At 61.1% G+C, this 15898-nt stretch carries 20 protein-coding genes; 16 read left to right on the top strand and 4 right to left on the bottom strand.

The window, feature by feature from the left end:
- Genes BLV45_RS09650 through BLV45_RS09630 form a run of 5 tightly spaced genes read left to right on the top strand, consistent with a single transcriptional unit; the run spans position 1 to position 5215 of the window.
- Positions 1-1251, top strand: coding sequence for an ABC transporter substrate-binding protein (locus BLV45_RS09650; RefSeq protein WP_090532164.1), 1251 nt, complete (start codon positions 1-3; stop codon positions 1249-1251).
- Between the two features lie 8 nt (positions 1252-1259).
- Complete coding sequence (locus tag BLV45_RS09645) at positions 1260-2168, top strand: carbohydrate ABC transporter permease (protein WP_090532162.1); 909 nt, start codon at positions 1260-1262, stop codon at positions 2166-2168.
- Positions 2168-3079 carry a carbohydrate ABC transporter permease gene (locus tag BLV45_RS09640; RefSeq protein WP_090532160.1) on the top strand — a complete coding sequence of 304 codons (912 nt, stop codon included), beginning with the start codon at positions 2168-2170 and terminating at the stop codon, positions 3077-3079. The genes BLV45_RS09645 and BLV45_RS09640 overlap by 1 nt, the downstream gene beginning before the upstream one ends.
- 3 nt (positions 3080-3082) lie before the next feature.
- Positions 3083-4165 (top strand): ABC transporter ATP-binding protein, encoded by a 1083-nt coding sequence (locus tag BLV45_RS09635; protein WP_090532158.1) that lies wholly within the window; start codon positions 3083-3085, stop codon positions 4163-4165.
- A gap of 36 nt (positions 4166-4201) precedes the next feature.
- A complete protein-coding gene (locus BLV45_RS09630) occupies positions 4202-5215 on the top strand; it encodes a LacI family DNA-binding transcriptional regulator (protein ID WP_090532156.1) in 1014 nt (337 codons plus the stop codon).
- 92 nt (positions 5216-5307) lie between these two features.
- Here the strand turns inward: BLV45_RS09630 and BLV45_RS09625 are convergent, their stop codons facing one another.
- Positions 5308-6117 carry an SDR family oxidoreductase gene (locus tag BLV45_RS09625; protein WP_090532154.1) on the bottom strand — a complete coding sequence of 270 codons (810 nt, stop codon included), beginning with the start codon at positions 6115-6117 and terminating at the stop codon, positions 5308-5310.
- Positions 6118-6278: 161 nt separating this feature from the next.
- Here BLV45_RS09625 and BLV45_RS09620 point away from each other — a divergent pair, with 161 nt between their 5' ends.
- From BLV45_RS09620 to BLV45_RS09605, 4 genes are all read left to right on the top strand, one after another.
- On the top strand, positions 6279-7328 hold the full coding sequence (locus BLV45_RS09620) for a LacI family DNA-binding transcriptional regulator (RefSeq protein WP_090532152.1): 1050 nt from the start codon (positions 6279-6281) through the stop codon (positions 7326-7328).
- Positions 7329-7592: 264 nt separating this feature from the next.
- Positions 7593-8447 carry a phytanoyl-CoA dioxygenase family protein gene (locus BLV45_RS09615; protein ID WP_245753176.1) on the top strand — a complete coding sequence of 285 codons (855 nt, stop codon included), beginning with the start codon at positions 7593-7595 and terminating at the stop codon, positions 8445-8447.
- 71 nt (positions 8448-8518) lie between these two features.
- Positions 8519-8650: a hypothetical protein gene (locus BLV45_RS28215; protein ID WP_407670991.1), complete on the top strand. Its 132-nt coding sequence runs from the start codon at positions 8519-8521 to the stop codon at positions 8648-8650.
- Between the two features lie 74 nt (positions 8651-8724).
- Positions 8725-9213, top strand: coding sequence for a RidA family protein (locus BLV45_RS09605; RefSeq protein ID WP_090532148.1), 489 nt, complete (start codon positions 8725-8727; stop codon positions 9211-9213).
- Positions 9214-9240: 27 nt separating this feature from the next.
- Here the strand turns inward: BLV45_RS09605 and BLV45_RS09600 are convergent, their stop codons facing one another.
- Both BLV45_RS09600 and BLV45_RS28210 read right to left on the bottom strand, forming a co-directional pair.
- On the bottom strand, positions 9241-9660 hold the full coding sequence (locus BLV45_RS09600; protein WP_407671000.1) for a hypothetical protein: 420 nt from the start codon (positions 9658-9660) through the stop codon (positions 9241-9243).
- Positions 9551-9850 carry a helix-turn-helix domain-containing protein gene (locus tag BLV45_RS28210; RefSeq protein ID WP_407670999.1) on the bottom strand — a complete coding sequence of 100 codons (300 nt, stop codon included), beginning with the start codon at positions 9848-9850 and terminating at the stop codon, positions 9551-9553. Before BLV45_RS28210 ends, BLV45_RS09600 begins: the two co-directional genes overlap by 110 nt.
- Here BLV45_RS28210 and BLV45_RS27825 point away from each other — a divergent pair.
- Positions 9740-10105, top strand: coding sequence for a hypothetical protein (locus BLV45_RS27825; protein ID WP_245753175.1), 366 nt, complete (start codon positions 9740-9742; stop codon positions 10103-10105). The genes BLV45_RS28210 and BLV45_RS27825 overlap by 111 nt on opposite strands.
- 98 nt (positions 10106-10203) lie before the next feature.
- Here BLV45_RS27825 and BLV45_RS09590 read toward each other — a convergent pair whose 3' ends face one another.
- Positions 10204-10542 carry a hypothetical protein gene (locus BLV45_RS09590; protein ID WP_090532144.1) on the bottom strand — a complete coding sequence of 113 codons (339 nt, stop codon included), beginning with the start codon at positions 10540-10542 and terminating at the stop codon, positions 10204-10206.
- Positions 10543-10871: 329 nt separating this feature from the next.
- Here BLV45_RS09590 and BLV45_RS09585 point away from each other — a divergent pair, with 329 nt between their 5' ends.
- The 6 genes from BLV45_RS09585 to BLV45_RS09560 all read left to right on the top strand — a co-directional run bounded on the left by BLV45_RS09585 (position 10872) and on the right by BLV45_RS09560 (position 15762).
- Positions 10872-11243 carry a hypothetical protein gene (locus tag BLV45_RS09585; protein WP_090532850.1) on the top strand — a complete coding sequence of 124 codons (372 nt, stop codon included), beginning with the start codon at positions 10872-10874 and terminating at the stop codon, positions 11241-11243.
- Between the two features lie 234 nt (positions 11244-11477).
- Positions 11478-11987, top strand: coding sequence for an Rrf2 family transcriptional regulator (locus tag BLV45_RS09580; protein WP_090532142.1), 510 nt, complete (start codon positions 11478-11480; stop codon positions 11985-11987).
- Positions 11988-12142: 155 nt separating this feature from the next.
- On the top strand, positions 12143-12532 hold the full coding sequence (locus BLV45_RS09575; RefSeq protein WP_090532140.1) for a SirB2 family protein: 390 nt from the start codon (positions 12143-12145) through the stop codon (positions 12530-12532).
- 497 nt (positions 12533-13029) lie between these two features.
- The gene (locus BLV45_RS09570; protein ID WP_090532139.1) at positions 13030-14094 is read left to right on the top strand and encodes a fatty acid desaturase; all 1065 of its coding nucleotides are present in this window, start codon (positions 13030-13032) and stop codon (positions 14092-14094) included.
- Positions 14095-14146: 52 nt separating this feature from the next.
- Positions 14147-14512, top strand: a complete 366-nt coding sequence (locus BLV45_RS09565) for a non-heme iron oxygenase ferredoxin subunit (protein ID WP_176954111.1) — start codon at positions 14147-14149, stop codon at positions 14510-14512.
- Complete coding sequence (locus BLV45_RS09560) at positions 14509-15762, top strand: NAD(P)/FAD-dependent oxidoreductase (protein WP_090532137.1); 1254 nt, start codon at positions 14509-14511, stop codon at positions 15760-15762. The genes BLV45_RS09565 and BLV45_RS09560 overlap by 4 nt, the downstream gene beginning before the upstream one ends.
- Positions 15763-15898 lie beyond the last annotated feature (136 nt).

Raw genomic sequence — 15898 nt, 5'->3', positions numbered from 1 at the left:
ATGAACAGTAGAAGAAAGATACTCGCCGGCATCGTCGCGACCCTCGCGATGGGCGGTCTTGCAGCGCAGGCCGCCCACGCCGCCGAGCCGCTCAAGGCCAACGTGATTCACTGGTGGACGTCAGGGGGCGAATCGGCCGCGATCCGCCAGTTCGCCGATGCGTATAACAAGGCTGGGGGGCAATGGATCGACAATGCGGTAGCCGGCGCCGATCAGGCGCGCTCCACGGCGATCAACCGCATCGTGGGTGGTGATCCGCCGACGGCGGCCCAGTTCAATACGTCGAAGCAGTTTCATGACCTGATCGATCAGGGTCTTTTGAACAACGTCGACACCGTGGCTGCAAAGGAAAACTGGAACGCGATCTTTCCGGAGTCGATCCTGAACAGCATCAAGGTCAACGGGCATTTCTACGCGGCGCCCGTCGACATTCACATGCAGAACTGGTTCTTCTATTCGAAGCCCGCCTTCCAGAAGGCGGGTATCGCGGATGAACCCAGGACGTTCGATGAGTTCCTCGGCGATCTCGACAAACTGAAAGCGGCAGGCGTGATTCCGCTCGCGCTCGGCGGCCAGCCGTGGCAGGAAAAAATCACGTTCGACGCCGTGCTTGCGGACGTCGGCGGAACGGATCTTTATCTGAAGGTGTATCGCGATCGCGACCAGAACGCGGTGAACTCGGCTGCGTTCAGGAACGTGATGACCACGTTCAAGCGTCTGCATAACTACGTCGATCCGGGCTCGCCGGGCCGCAACTGGAACGACGCAACCGCGCTCGTGATTTCGGGCAAGGCCGGCGTGCAGATCATGGGCGACTGGGCGAAGGGTGAATTCTCGGCGGCGAAGCAGGTGCCGGGCAAGGACTTCGGCTGCTTCCCGGGTTTTGGTCCGAAGTCGCCCTACATGGTGGCGGGCGACGTGTTCGTCTTCCCGAAGACCGACAATGCGACGGCGATCAAGGCGCAGAACCTGCTCGCCACGGTGATGACCTCGCCGCAGGCGCAGGTCGCGTTCAGCGCGAAGAAAGGCTCGATTCCGATTCGTCCCGATGTCGATCAGTCGTCGCTCGACATGTGCGCGAAAGAGGGCATCGCGATCATGAAGGACAAGTCGCGCCAGCTGCCGAATCCGGAAATGCTGATACCGCCTGACGTGCAGGGCGCGCTGACGGACGTGGTCACGAACTTCTGGAACAGGAACCAGTCGGTCGACGATGCGCAAAAGGCGTTTGCCAGCGCGCTCAAGAGCTGACGGCGGCGATGGTCGCGCTTCCATTGCAACCCCGCCGGCTACGCAGGCGGTTTCCGCTGGCTGCGTGGGTCGCAATGATACCGATGGTGCTCACGGTCGCGTTCGCGTACCTGGGCACGATGCTGTGGACCGCACGTGTTTCGCTCAGCCATTCGCGAACGTTTCCTTCGGGTGACTTCGCGGGCGTGACGCAGTACGTGCGGCTCTTTCACAACGACCGCTGGCTGTTGTCGCTGCAGAACATCGTGATCTATGGCGCGTGCTTTATCGTCGCGTGCATGGTGATCGGTCTGCTGCTCGCGATCTTTATCGACCAGCGGGTTGTCGCGGAAGGCGCGCTGCGCACGGTGTTTCTGTATCCGTATGCGATGTCGTTTGTCGCGACCGGGCTCGTGTGGCAGTGGATCCTGAATCCGCAGCTCGGGATTCAGCAAGTCCTGCACAAGCTCGGCTTCACGCATGCCCGCTTCGACTGGATCGTCGACCAGGACCATGTGATCTATACGCTCGTGATCGCGACCGTCTGGCAGGCGTCCGGTCTCGTGATGGCGCTGCTGCTGGCGGGCCTGCGCGGCGTCGATGACGAAATCTGGAAAGCCGCGCGCATCGACGGCATTCCGCGCTGGCGTGTCTATGCAAGTATCGTCGTGCCGATGCTCGGGCCGTCGATTTCAACCGCGTTCGTGCTGCTGTTCGTGATGGTCGTGAAACTCTACGATGCGGTGGTCGCGATGACGCAGGGCGGTCCCGGCACGGCCAGCGAAGTGCCCGCGAAATTCATCATGGACTACCTGTTTGGACGCGCGAATATCGGGCTCGCCTCGGCGGCCTCGATCGTGCTGCTCACGACAGTGCTCGCGATTCTCGCGCCGTTCTTCTATGTGCGCAGCCGCGCCGCCTTGCGCAAGGACGTCTGATGAACGTGTCGCATCCCGCGCATTCCACTGTTCCTGCTGCTCCCGCTGTCAGGCGGCGCTCGCGCTTCACGCCGGCACGCGTGGGGGTCTACGCGTTTTTGCTGACCGCCGCGCTGTTTTTCCTGCTGCCGCTTTACGTGATGCTCGTGACGTCGGTCAAGCCGATGTCCGAGATCCGTCTTGGGCACCTGCTTGCGTTACCGGTTCATTTCACGCTGGAACCGTGGAGCACCGCATGGCAATCCGCGTGTACGGGCCTCGATTGCAACGGCATCCGGGTCGGTTTCTGGAACTCGGTGCGCATCGTGGTGCCAGGTACCATCCTGTCGATTTTCGTCGGCGCGGTGAACGGCTATGCGCTGTCGTTCTGGCGTCCGCGTGGCGCGGGTGTGCTGTTCGCGATCCTGCTGGTCGGTGCGTTCATTCCCGTGCAGGTGATGGTGTATCCGCTGGTGCGCGTGCTGGCCAGCGTTCATCTCTTCAGTTCATTGCCCGGCATCGTCGTGATTCATACGATCTTTGGCATGCCCGTGATGACGCTGCTGTTTCGCAACTACTATGCGTCGATTCCGCTCGAGCTCTTCAAGGCGGCGCGCATCGACGGCGGCGGTTTCTGGCGCATCTTCCTGCAACTGATGCTGCCGATGTCGGTGCCGATCATCGTCGTCGCGATCATCATGCAGGTCACCGGCATCTGGAACGACTTCATTCTCGGCCTCGTGTTCGCCGGCACGAAGAACCTGCCGATGACCGTGCAGCTGAACAACATCATCAACACGACAACCGGCGAGCGGCTCTATAACGTCAACATGGCAGCGACGATCCTCACGTCGATGGTGCCGCTCGCGATTTACTTTATTTCCGGCCGCTGGTTCGTTCGCGGTATTGCTTCCGGTGCAGTCAAGGGCTAACGCATGTCCAACGTGTCGAATGTGTCGATCCGCAACCTGAAGGTCCAGCTCGGCGCGAATACCGTGATCGAAGCGCTTGACCTGGATGTCGAGCCGGGCGAATTTCTCGTGTTGCTCGGCCCGTCGGGTTGCGGGAAATCGACGCTGCTGCACAGCATCGCGGGCCTGATCGACGTGACCGGCGGCAGCATCGAAATCGGCGGACAGGACATGACGTGGGCCGATCCGAAAGACCGCCGCATCGCGCTCGTGTTTCAGTCGTACGCGTTGTATCCGACGATGAACGTCGAGCGCAATCTCTCGTTCGCGCTGCGCATCAACGGCACGCCGAAAAACGAAATCGCGCGCCGTGTCGGGCGTGCCGCGGAAATGCTGCAACTCGGGCCGCTGCTCAAGCGTCGCCCGGCACAGCTTTCGGGCGGGCAGCGTCAGCGCGTTGCAATCGGCCGCGCGATCGTGCGCGAGGCCGACGTGTTTCTGTTCGACGAACCGCTGTCGAATCTCGACGCGAAGCTGCGCACGGAATTGCGGCGCGAGCTGAAACATCTGCACAGGCAGCTCGGCGCGACGATGATCTACGTGACGCACGATCAGGTTGAAGCGATGACGCTCGCGACCCGCATGGCGGTGATGCGCGGCGGCGTGATCCAGCAGATCGGCACGCCCGCGCAGATCTACGCGAAACCCGACAACCTGTTTGTCGCGACGTTCCTCGGCTCGCCGCCGATGAACCTGCTAAAGGGTGAGATCGAGCGCCGCGAGAACGGCGTATGGTTCCGTCATTCGCACCTGGCGCTGGACGTGTCGCACTATCCGTTCAAGGCAATGCCGGATGCGAATACGCCGTGCGTGCTTGGCATTCGCCCGGAAGACGTGAAGCCCGGAGCCGGTGCGGCGCACTCGGCAACCGTTTCGCTCGTCGAGCCGATGGGCAACCATCGGGTCGTCTGGCTCGACTATCATGGCAATCAGATCGCTTCCATCGCGCAGGACAAGACATCGTTCGCGGTGGACGAAGCCGCGGGCTTCACGCTCGACGGCGAGCATATTTCGCTGTTTGACGAAGCAGGCGGTGTACGTCTGTAGCGAGCGCACAAATACATATCGACCAGTGGAGCACGCGTGGCAACCTTGAAAGACGTCGCGGCACTAGCCGGGGTCGGCATGTCGACGGCATCACGGGCAATATCGGGCAAGGGTCCGGTTTCGGCCGACGCGCTCGCGCGCGTGCAGGCCGCGATCGAGCAGCTGAATTTCCGGCCTTCATCGATTGGCCGCGCGATGGCGACGCAGTCGCTTGGCATGATCGGGCTGTTCGTGCCGACGTTTTTTGGGTCTTACTACGGCACGATTCTCAAGCAGACCGATACCGAACTGCGCGCGGTGCACCGTCACGTCGTGGTGGCGACGGGGTCCGGCGACTCTTCGCCGCGCGAGCGTGCGATCGAAGCCGTGCAGTTTCTGATCGGGCGCGACTGCGACGGCGTCGTGGTGATCAGCCACGACCTGCACGACGAAGACATCGCGAAGCTGCACAACATGCATCCGCGCATGGTGTTCCTCAATCGCGCGTCTGGACAGCTGCCAGAAGCGTCGTTCTGCGCCAATCACCATCTGGGCGGCGTGCTTGCGGCGCGCACGCTCGTCGAGCATGGACACCGCGATATCGCCGTGATTTCCGGCCCGTTTTCCGCCTCGGACAATCTGGCGCGAATCGATGGTTTCTTCGACGAACTCGCGCGGCACGGTATTGCGCGTTCCGCGGTCGCGCTGGTCGAATCGGACTTTTCGCTGGAAGGCGGCTATGCCGGTGTGCAGACGCTGCTCGAATCGAAGCGGCGTTTCACCGCGCTTTTTTGCGCCAACGACACGATGGCTGTCAGCGCGCTGGCACGCCTTCAGCAGGCGGGCATATCGGTGCCTCATGACGTGTCGGTGATCGGCTACGACGACAACTATTCCGCGGCCTATACGGCGCCAGGACTCACATCGGTCCATATCCCCACCGAAGAGCTGACGCAGAATGCGGTGCGCTGGCTCGTCAACGAATGCTACGGCACGTCGTGGGAGATCTTCCGCGACTTTCCCGTGACCGTGACGATGCGCGCTTCGGTTGCCGCACCGCGACGCACCTGAGACGGTTCATCGGAATCAGGCGTGCCACGCGGCGCTTTCGCGAAAGTGTCAGTCGTCGAGCGAAACCGCATGCCACCCGATAACGTGTCCTGCTAAAGCGCCCTGACCGGATGAGGTGTGTCGTCAAAGCCACCCCACACCGACTGGTCGTAGTTCACCATTGAACCCGTCATCAAACCCGACTCCGCACTCGCGAGGAATGCCACCGCACGCGCGGCTTCTTCAGGATCGATGAGACGGCCGAAGGGTTGCGCGGCACTGGCTTCGGCGAGCCAGTCATCCGATGCGTCGTGATACGTGCGCTGGATCTGGTCTTCGCCATCCGTCGCCATCCAGCCGAGATTCAGGCCGTTCACGCGGATACGGTTGCGCAGCAGCGCATATGCCGTGTTCCGCGTGAGCGTGGCAAGCGCGCCTTTCGATGCGCAGTAAGCCGAGATGAACGGTTGCCCCGCCAGTGCGGACATCGAGCAGATATTCACGATCGTGCCTTCCGTTTTCTCGCGACGCATGATCTTCACCGCCTCCTGCATCAGAAAGAACGGCGCGCGGACGTTGGTCGCGAAGATGCTGTCGAAGCGCTCCGGCGTTGTGTCGAGTATCGTGCCACGATCGGTCATCGCCGCGGCGTTGACGAGTACGTCCACCCGTCCGAAGTGTCGATCCGCGCTTGCGATCACGGCCTGACAGTCCTCGACGCGTGACAGGTCGGCTTGCACGAAGCGCACTTCCGCGCTGCCCGCCTCGCTGAGTTCGACGGCCTTTGCTTCACCTTTCTCCCTGGAGCGCCCGCAGATCACGATGCCTCGCGCGTCACGCTCCACGAAAAGCGCCGCGATTGCCGCGCCGAGTCCCTGTGATCCGCCCGTGACGACGGCTACCTTCGAGTCGAACTGTCCCATCCTGTGTCTCTCCATCAAGGTTTGATCCATGCAGACCCGTCACTTTCCGGATTGATGCCTGCGCAACGGTACCTGGTATGTGCGGCTTGATGTGCCGCGGTGGTGATGCGATGATCGTGTCATCGTCGGCTACTGATCCTGTCGGGCTTTGCGATCCATTCATGACTAACCGCACGTCCAGCACCACGCGCCGCAAAACGAACATGGCCGATATCGCGAAGGCCGCGGGCGTGAGCGAGGCGACCGTCGATCGCGTGCTGAACGGCCGCGGTGGCGTATCGCGTGAGAAAGAAGCGGTGGTGCTCGAATGGGCACGCAAGCTCAGGATCGATCGCGCGCTCGATTCCGTTTCGGTGCGCTGGCTGCGCATCGCCATTCTTTTGCAGCAGCCTGTCGCGCCGTATTACGTGTCGCTCAAGCAGGGTTTCGAGGTGGCGCAAAAGGCGTTCGAGGCGCAGCGCGTGATCTGCGCGGTGACGTACTTCGAGAGTCTTGAGCCCGCATCTGTCGTCGAGACGATCCGGCGCGCGACGCAAAAAGCCGATGCACTCGTGATCGTGGCTTACGAGCATCCCGACATCACGACCGCGTTGCGGCAACTGAGCCGCACGATGCCGGTCGTCACGCTTGCAAGCGATCTGCCGGGCACGGGGCGGCTTGCTTACGTCGGCATCGACAACCGTTGCGCGGGACGCGTGGCCGGCGAACTCATGGGACGCTTTCTTGGCGACGCGGGCGGCAAGGTGCTCGTACTCACGGGCATGCATGATTTCCTCGGCCATGAAGAACGCGAAAGCGGCTTTCGTTCCGTGCTGCGGCGCCGGTTTCCGAACTGCGACATCGTCGAAACGGTAGAGAGCCGCGAGCAATCGGTCGTGACCGAACGACTGACGCGCGACGCTTTCCGGCGTTATCCCGACCTGCGCGGGATCTACAACATTTCCGTCGGCGACGAGGGCGTCGGCGCGGCGCTCCTCTCGCTGGATCGCGTCCGCTCGACGGTGTTCATCGGCCACGAGCTGAATGAAGCGTCACGGCGCCTGCTGATCGAAGGCACGCTCGACGCCGTGCTCGACCAGAATCCCGCAGGCGAAGCGATGCGCTCGATCGAAATCGTCCTGCGGCACTATCACCGTGATCCGGGTGTCGCGTTTCCTCAGCAGATTCCGGTGACCGTGCTGCTGCGTGAAAACCTTCCGCCTGGCGACTGACTGCCGGCGGCACCGATGGCGCGAGGCAACAGGGACGCTGGCCGGGATAGCGATAACGATAGTTGAAGCCGGCCAGACCTTCACGCCGAAAAATGATGGCTTGCCATCAAAAAGGAAGCCCCGCCGCGCCAGACAACGCTTTCGAAATGGAAAATAAATTCCATGAAAATATAATGTGCAATTATTCTTGCAACTTGACCATCTCGTCTCTTATGCTTGTTCATGACGCAGCCGCGAGCGCTGTGCATGGAGAAGGAGGCGGTCGTGAACAGTGTCGATAGCAGTGCTGCCACAGCGGATGGGATTGTTGAAGCGTTGACGCATGGCCCGGGCGCGATCCGCATTCGCGGGCTCTTTAGCGAGGCGCAGATTGCCGAAGCGCGGCGCGTGGTGATGGCGCATTCTGAAGACCATGCGCAGACCGTCACGCATTTTCAGGGGCAGGCGGCCGAGGAGCAGCGCCTGCATCTGCAACGACGCGTCTGGAACCTGCTCGCCAAGGGCGACGTGTTTTCGCAGATGTCGGAGCAGCCGCTGATCGTCGATGCAATGCGGCGTTTTCTGGGTTCAGATTTCATCATGGGTTCGATCGCGGCGAATCGCATCCTGCCGGATGGCCCTGGCCAGGAACCGCATATCGACTACCCGTACTGGGATTTCCACGCGCCGGATTCGTTTCCGCTCGCGATCAACACGTCGTTTCCGCTTAACGCCCAGGTGACGATTCCGCTCGATCCGTTCACGGCGCAAACAGGCGCGACCGCGTTCGTGCCGCACACGCAGCACGAACTGCGCTATCCGGCCGAAGCCGACGGGTTCTTCGAGCGCTGCGAGCGCATGGAAGCGGAGCCGGGCGACGCCATCGTGTTCTTTGGCGCGACGTGGCACTGTGCGATGCCCAATCGCAGCGCGCAGGATCGTAGTGCGGTGCTGATTCAATACCTGCCGAAATTCGTCAAGCCGATGGAAGATCTCAGGGCGATGGCAGGCGAAGCGTTCGTCAGGCGAGCCAGTCCGGTGATGCGTCAACTGCTTGGCATGCACTATCCGTATCCGCAGAATCTGGAAGAGATTACCGTCGCAACCAATGCGGAGGGGCGCAGGAATGCGATGCGGTAGGTGCGTCGCAGCGGGAACGCGCATGGTCGACAGAACAAGCCAGTTACCAGAGCGCGATTGAGTCGATCAACATGAGCCTGCGCAAGGCGGTCGAGCATGCTTTGCACGATGTCGATGATGCCCGACGTCGCGAGATAGCCAGGACCCAGTCCGACAAGTTTCGTCGTGAGTACATAGTCGCGCTGCTCGCGCTGGCAGTCTGATTGCGGCGATCTAACGGGTTTAGTATCGGGTAACAGGTAACGCGATGGTCGTTCGCCTGATCAAGGAGACAGACATGGCAAGGATCGAAGCAAAGCTCGCGCAAATGGGACTTGCGTTGCCGCAGGCACTCCAGATGCCGGAGAACATGCGCATGTCGCTGCCGTTTGCGTGGGTGCGCGTAAGCGGCACGCGGGTGTTTGTCTCCGGACACGTAGGCCTGAATCCGGACGGAACCATCGCCCAGCCGTTCGGCAAGGTGGGCGCCGAAATATCTCTGGACGAAGGCTATGCGGCGGCGCGTCTTGTTGCGCTTGCGCAGCTGGCCAGCCTTCGTCGGGTGCTTGGAGACCTGGACCGCATTACGGCCTGGCTTCGTGTCCTTGCGATGATCAACGTCGCGCCGGGCTTCGATCAGATGCCCAAGGTCGCGAACGGCTTCTCGGATCTCATCGTTGAACTCTTCGGGCCGGACATCGGCACACACGCGCGTTCGGCCATTGGCGTGGCGCTTCCGTTCAACGTGCCCGTCGAATGCGAGGCAGAGATCGAGATCGATGGGTAGCCGGGGTAGCCCTGTCTGATGATCGCTTCAGGCCTGCGCGGCCGCGGTTGCCGCAAAGGCGCGGAAGTTTTCTGGTGTGGCGAACGCAAGATACTGCTTCTGCATTTCGTCCGTCAGCACTTCGATCATGGTTGTCTCTTCGATCCACAGTTCGATGACGTCGAAGAAGTCGCCACGCGTACACCGCACCGCGCGCCAGCCTTCGCGCTTTCCAATTGCGAGTACCTCGTCGGGTGTCAGCGTACTCGCGATGGCGATGTGAAACGCGCTGTATTGCGCCGATGCGCCTGTACCTGCAACGCAGGATTCCTGCGCATCACCGGGGCAAATGACACGGTCAGCCGGATAGGTCTCGATGATCGAGCCGCGGTCGTCGCCTGCGATCGCCATCCACGAATCGGGGAACGAGGGGAACGGTGCATGAAATCCGCCCCACAATTCGGCGATGACACGCGCGACGTTTTCGGGGTGACAGGCAGGGATGGAAGCGTGAAAGAGCATGAGAGACCTCAGCCGGAGATTTACATTGGAAACGGGGTTCCTGAGTTACGTCTTGCGGGCAGGCTTTGAGAAGCGCTTCCCCGCTCGGGAAGTAGCGAAAAACGGTGCTTTCGCCGACACCCGCTTCTCGTGCGATCTGGGCGAAGCTCAGGTTGGCGAGACCATCGCTTTCGAGGCAAAGCGCGACGATGCCGGGAATGCTTTAGCGAGTCGTGGTCTTGTGCGGGTCGCTCAGCCCCGGTGTTTGTATTTCATCGACGGTCGGGTTCCTGGCGGCAATCGTTTCATCTGGATGGGGTACCGTCAAGTGGGGGTGTTACCACCCGTTTCGTCGGATGATTCGGCGGGGCGCGTGTCTTTGCGGCGCGGCAACAGTGTGTCGCTTATGTGAAGGAATGCGGGTGGTCATCAATGAGCGGATTGCCAGAGCGACCCCCGTGCGCTTTCGGGTTCGCAGGGGCTGGAAGGCGAGGTCTGTTATCTCAGCCATCACGTCGGAGCAAACACCACTGCGCCGACATTGCCGATGTGCGTGAAGCTTCGAATAAACCGGTACGTCTGGTTGCCTATTGCTATCCGGTTTACCCCTGCCTGGGTGCGCTCGAGTATCTCGTCGGCCACTGCTGCCGCGATGGTTCCATGATCAGTCAGGCCGGCATCTTCGCTTGCCGGGTCACCGACATAAACTGAACAGACGTCCGCACCGTGACGCATCATCACGACGCGCGCGCCCTTGTCGAGCGAGAGCTCGAGAAATTCGACGAGCGTCAGCAACGACTCCGGCGTGCTGTCCTGCGAACCGCCTGCATAGTCAGAAGAGGTAGTCATCCGATAGCCCCCGTCAAAGACACGTGTACCGAAGTGGAAGGCCGCCCGGGGGCGACCACGATTCCACTATAAGCGCTGGCGCGTGAATCCGGAGGACATCAGGATGAGTATTTGCGCAATTTCCAGCGCGGGCGGTAGATCAACCCGAACGTATCGACCGCAGTCGGTCCTCAAGAGCAATCAAGTGGAGAGAGTCGCCTGCCATGCTTGACGAATCTTGACATCATAAACGGACCAACCCGTATCGATCACTCAGTACATGCCGATAAAATCGTCGTGCGTTTGACAAGACGTTTCGATGGAGCGACAGGGCAGCGATGGACAAGGAAATGAAAATCCCCGAAGGAATACGGAACGAGGCACTTTGGCGGAAGCATTGCCGGAAGATTCATGCAAGAGCGAAGGATTTGCTTGAAGGTCGGCTTGGAATCGTCGAGACCGCGCGGGCGATTTGTCTGCTGGCAATCTGGACCCGGGTTGAAAGCGAGCCAGAGTTTCAACTGTTTAGCGCGATTGACCGGGAGACCTGCTATTTGCCGGTTGGCGCCGTTCGGGCATATTGGATGCCTGAAGTATTGGCACGTGAAGATGTCTTGATCGAAGCCGCCGAGAATCGCTGGCGGGATCAGGCAATTGCCGCTGCCGAAGCGCTGGTTGAGCGATACAAATGGGCGCTCAAGCGAATGGCCAGGAAGGGGTGAATGCTCCCTACGGTTCAGCGGTCGTCTGACAGCCAGGCTTTCGACACCGTCAGAATAAGGCGGTCACGGAAAATACAATATGGCTGTAATATATGTTATGGCGATAGTTTCCATAAAACAGGCGCGATCCGGCAGTTTTCATGTCATGAAAATATCAGATATTCGTGCAATTTATGGCCCAGGCAGATGTCGTCCCAGGACGGGCGGTGTTTCAGGTTGACGCGGGGAACTTCGATGAAGCTGACGGATTACACTGACTATAGCCTTCGCACGCTAATGTATGTCGCGCTGCGGGACGATCGACTGGTGACGATCCAGGAGATTTCAGACGCGTTCGACATACCGCGCAATCACCTCGTGAAGATCGTTCATGCACTCGGCAAAGCCGGTTATCTGGCGACGGTCCGTGGACGGCGAGGTGGCATGCGCCTTGGCCGCACCGCGTCGAAAATTGTTGTCGGCGATGTGGTTAGAAGCATGGAGCCGGATTTTCACATGGTCGAGTGCTTCGATACCGGACACAATCAATGCGTCATCACGGCCGCATGTGGCTTGCGCGGTGCGCTGACTGCGGCACTCAAGGCATACCTCGATGTACTCGATCACTGGACGATCGCGGACCTGATCGAAAAGCGCCAGACGCTTTCGCGCTTGCTGCAGGCGTCGTCGCCCGTGCGGTTCACGCCAATGCCCGCGAACGACGCGCCGCGCAAGCCAGCGGCTCAGAATAGACGCGAGCGGTAAGCAACATTTTGCACTGTTGCGCATCGCTAAAGGGCGGATTGACGCGCCGACATCTCATGACGTGTGGCAAGACGCAGAGAGACACGGCAACAGCCAGACGTGGGGCGGAATTTCAGCGGCACCGCCGCTTTCTGTCTTTTCATGGACGCTGAATCATGAATTCATTCCTTGTCATCCGCTCGATCCATATTACTTGCGTAGCCCTCAGCCTGGGTGGCTTCGTCACGCGAGGCATACTGCGGGCCTTCAACTCTCGCCTGCTGCAAACGCGCTTTGTGCGAGTGATTCCGCACGTCGTCGATACGTTACTGCTTGTGAGCGCGGTGCGGCTTGCGATGATGATTGGCTTCGCGGCAAATGCGAGCTGGCTGCTCACGAAACTCGGTGCGCTGCTTGTTTATGTGGTGCTCGGCAGTGTCGCGCTAAAGCACGGTAGCAATCGGGTTATCTGCGTCGCAAGCTGGCTGGGAGCGATTGTTGTTTTCGCATTCATTGTTTCCGTGGCACGTACCCATCTTCCGCTCGGATTCTTCACCTGGATATGAGCAGGTGCGCCCGCGGCTTTGGTGTGCTGCGGGGTGTGATCTCCAACGACCCCGGATAGAGTCAGGCAAGCCAGGCGTAACGTCGAAAAGCAGTGTTGAAGAAGTGCGGTGACCATCGATTTTCCCGACAAGGCACGGTGAACAGTAGAGGCAACGGGTCGCCCTGAAGTCGACACGCGTTGCCCGCAATCCCCAGGCAGGGTCTTGATGGAAAGACATCAAATTTCGTCGTGATCGCCGGTTGTCGATCAAGTAGTGTTTATTCCAGCCGGGCGGCGTGTGCCGCTGGTTCATAAACACGGCGGCCCCACGCAGCCAGCAGACAGACCGCAATAACTTGCATGGGACCGGAGTAAGAGCTTTGCATGGGACCGGAGTAACGCGCTAAAGCGCGAACTCTGGTCGACAGCTAAAGCGCTAACTCTGATCGACCGCAACTTCTTGCATGGGACCGGAGTAAGCGCTAAAGCGCTAACTCTGATCGACAGGAGACAAGCATGTCATCGACGCCCCTACCCGGCGACACGAAACCCGGCCTGACAGATGAGACGTTCGACGATCGCATCAGCGAGCAGTGGTATCAGCCGCGCATTCCGCGCGCTGTCCTCAAGGAACTGATGAAGCGCAGCGACGCGCCGGCTTTGCGCAATTTCGGGTTGTGGCTTGCGCTGCTGATCGCATCGGGTGTTGTCGCGGGGTTCAGCTGGGGCAGCTGGTGGGCCGTGCCGGCGTTCTTCGTGTATGGCACGATCTACTCGTCGAGCGACGCGCGCTGGCATGAGCTCGCGCACGGCACGCCGTTCAGGACGCGTTGGCTCAACGATGCGTTCTACCACCTGTCGTCGTTCATGACGATCCGCGAGGCGTACTGGTGGCGCTGGAGCCACGCGCGGCATCATACGCACACCTACTTCATCAGCCGCGATCCGGAGATCCAGGTGGTGCGCCCGACAAAGGTGCTGCCGGTTCTCCTCGATTTCTTTGCGCTCGTCGGCGGCACTGCCGAGATTCGCAAGACCATTCGCCACGCGTTCGGCCGCATCGACGCCGCGACCGAAGCGTTCCTGCCAGCCAGCGAGAAGCCGAAGATGATTTTGTCGTCGCGGATCTATCTCGCGGTGATCGTCGCGACAATCGTTCTCGCCATCGTGTTCCGTAGCTTCCTGCCGCTGATGTTCGTCTGGACGCCGCGTTTCTACGGCGGCTGGCTGCACCAGTTGCTGGGTCTCACGCAGCACGCCGGGCTCGGCGTCAACGTGAAGGATCACCGGCTCAATACACGCACCGTCCACATCAATCCGGTGTTTCGCTTCCTGTACCTGAACATGAACTACCACCTCGAGCACCACTTGCTGCCGATGGTGCCGTTCCATGCGCTGCCGCGTCTGCACGACGCCATCAAGGACCAGTTGCCGCCCGCGTATCCGGGCCTTTACGCAACCTATCGCGAGATGGTGCCGGCATTGTGGAAGCAACGGCGCGATCCGGCCCACGTGATCGCGCGCACGCTGCCCGATCCATCTCCGGGCGGACAGGCTTTCGCTGCACAGCCGGGTACCTGAAAGAGACTGCTTCGGCTTTCACATCTCTGTAGATCCATCACTTCTTGCATCCATGGGAGGCATTCTGACAATCGATATCGACAACACGAAGTGGGTCGTCGCGTGTACCACCGACGACATCGACGAAGAAGACGTGCTGCGTTTCGATCATGAAGGCGCGAGCTACGCGGTGTACCGGCTGGTGGATGGCTTTCATGCATCGGACGGCTGGTGTACGCACGAACAGGCGCATCTTGCGGACGGCTTTGTGGTGGACGGCGAGATCGAATGTCCGCTTCATCAGGGCCGTTTCGACATCGTCAGCGGCAGGCCGATGAGCCCGCCCGTCTGCGTGAAACTGAAGACCTGGCCGGTGCGCGTCGAAGGCCACAACGTACTGATCGGCGTGCCTGCCACGGCCGCAAAGGATGCCGCATGAAAACAGCTGAACATGCCGCGATGGTGATCGTGGGCGCGGGGCAGTGCGGGGCGCGTACCGCTCATGCGTTGCGCGACAACGGCTGGGACGGCGAGATCACGCTCCTCGGCAACGAGGGACGCGCGCCGTATGACCGGCCGCCGCTCTCCAAGGCCGTGCTGCTCGGGCAAAGGACCGTCGAACAGTGCGCGCTTTTTGATGAGGCGTTCTATCGCGACAACCGCATCGATCTGCGCGTCGATGCGCCGGTAAGCGGGATCGATCGCGCGGAGCGCAGGGTGATGCTCGGCGATGGGCGCACGGTGTCGTACCGCCGGCTGCTGATCGCGACGGGTGCCGAGCCGCGCCGGCTCGCCGTGCCAGGCGCCGCGCTCGCCGGGGTGCATCTGTTGCGCGCCGTGCCCGATGCGTTGTCGATTGTCGGCGAACTGTCGCCGGGGCGGCGCATCGCGGTGATTGGCGCTGGTTTTATCGGACTCGAAGTCGCGGCGACCGCGATCGCGCGTGGCTGCGAAGTGGTCGTCATCGAAGCGGCGGCGCGTGCGTTGATGCGAGCCGTGCCGGAAGTCGTCGCCGGTTATCTGGTCGAGCGGCATCGTCAGATGGGGGTGGATGTTCGCTTCGCGACACAGGTCGAGCGCATTCTTGGCGACACGCGTGTGACGGGCCTCAAGCTCTCCGATGGCACCACGCTGGAATGCGATGCGGTGATCGTGGGTGTCGGCGTGACGCCACGCACCGCGCTCGCGGAAGCGGCAGGCATCGATGTCGCGGACGGCATCGCGGTCGACGACACGCTGCGCACCAACGATCCCTGGATTTTCGCCGCCGGCGATGTGTGCTCGTTCCCGCACCGGCTGTTCCGCCGCCGTATCCGGCTCGAGTGCTGGAAGAACGCGGAAGATCACGCGCGGATCGTGGCGCGCAACATGCTCGATTACGGCGAGACCTATTCGGCGGTCCCCTGGTTCTGGTCGAACCAGTACGACATGACGATTCAGATCGCCGGCATGCCGGCGTTCGGCACGACGAGTGTGGTACGGGATACTGGATCGGCTTCGCGGATGTTCTTCGCGCTCGATCGCGAAGGCGTGCTGGTCGGCACAAGCGGTGTCGGCCTGGTGAGCGAGGTCGCCCGCGACGTGCGCGTCGCACAGGAACTGATCGGCCGCCGCGCACGCATCGATCCAGCGGTGTTGGCGGATTGCTCGGCGAAACTGAAGCCGTTGCTGACGGCGGATGCGTTATGAGCTGACGTTTGCGGGTCTTCGGTTAGACGCCCAGGCAAGCTTGATCAGGGCTCATATCTCGTTGGGATATTGGGCTCCTTTGGTCAGTAAGCGACCTTCGCCAGCATCAGCCGAATCATTGACACCCATTGGCGGG

Source organism: Paraburkholderia sartisoli (assembly GCF_900107685.1).
GTDB lineage: Bacteria > Pseudomonadota > Gammaproteobacteria > Burkholderiales > Burkholderiaceae > Paraburkholderia > Paraburkholderia sartisoli.
The sequence above is the reverse complement of the archived record's forward strand: the minus strand, read 5'-3'. Positions and strand labels throughout refer to the sequence as shown.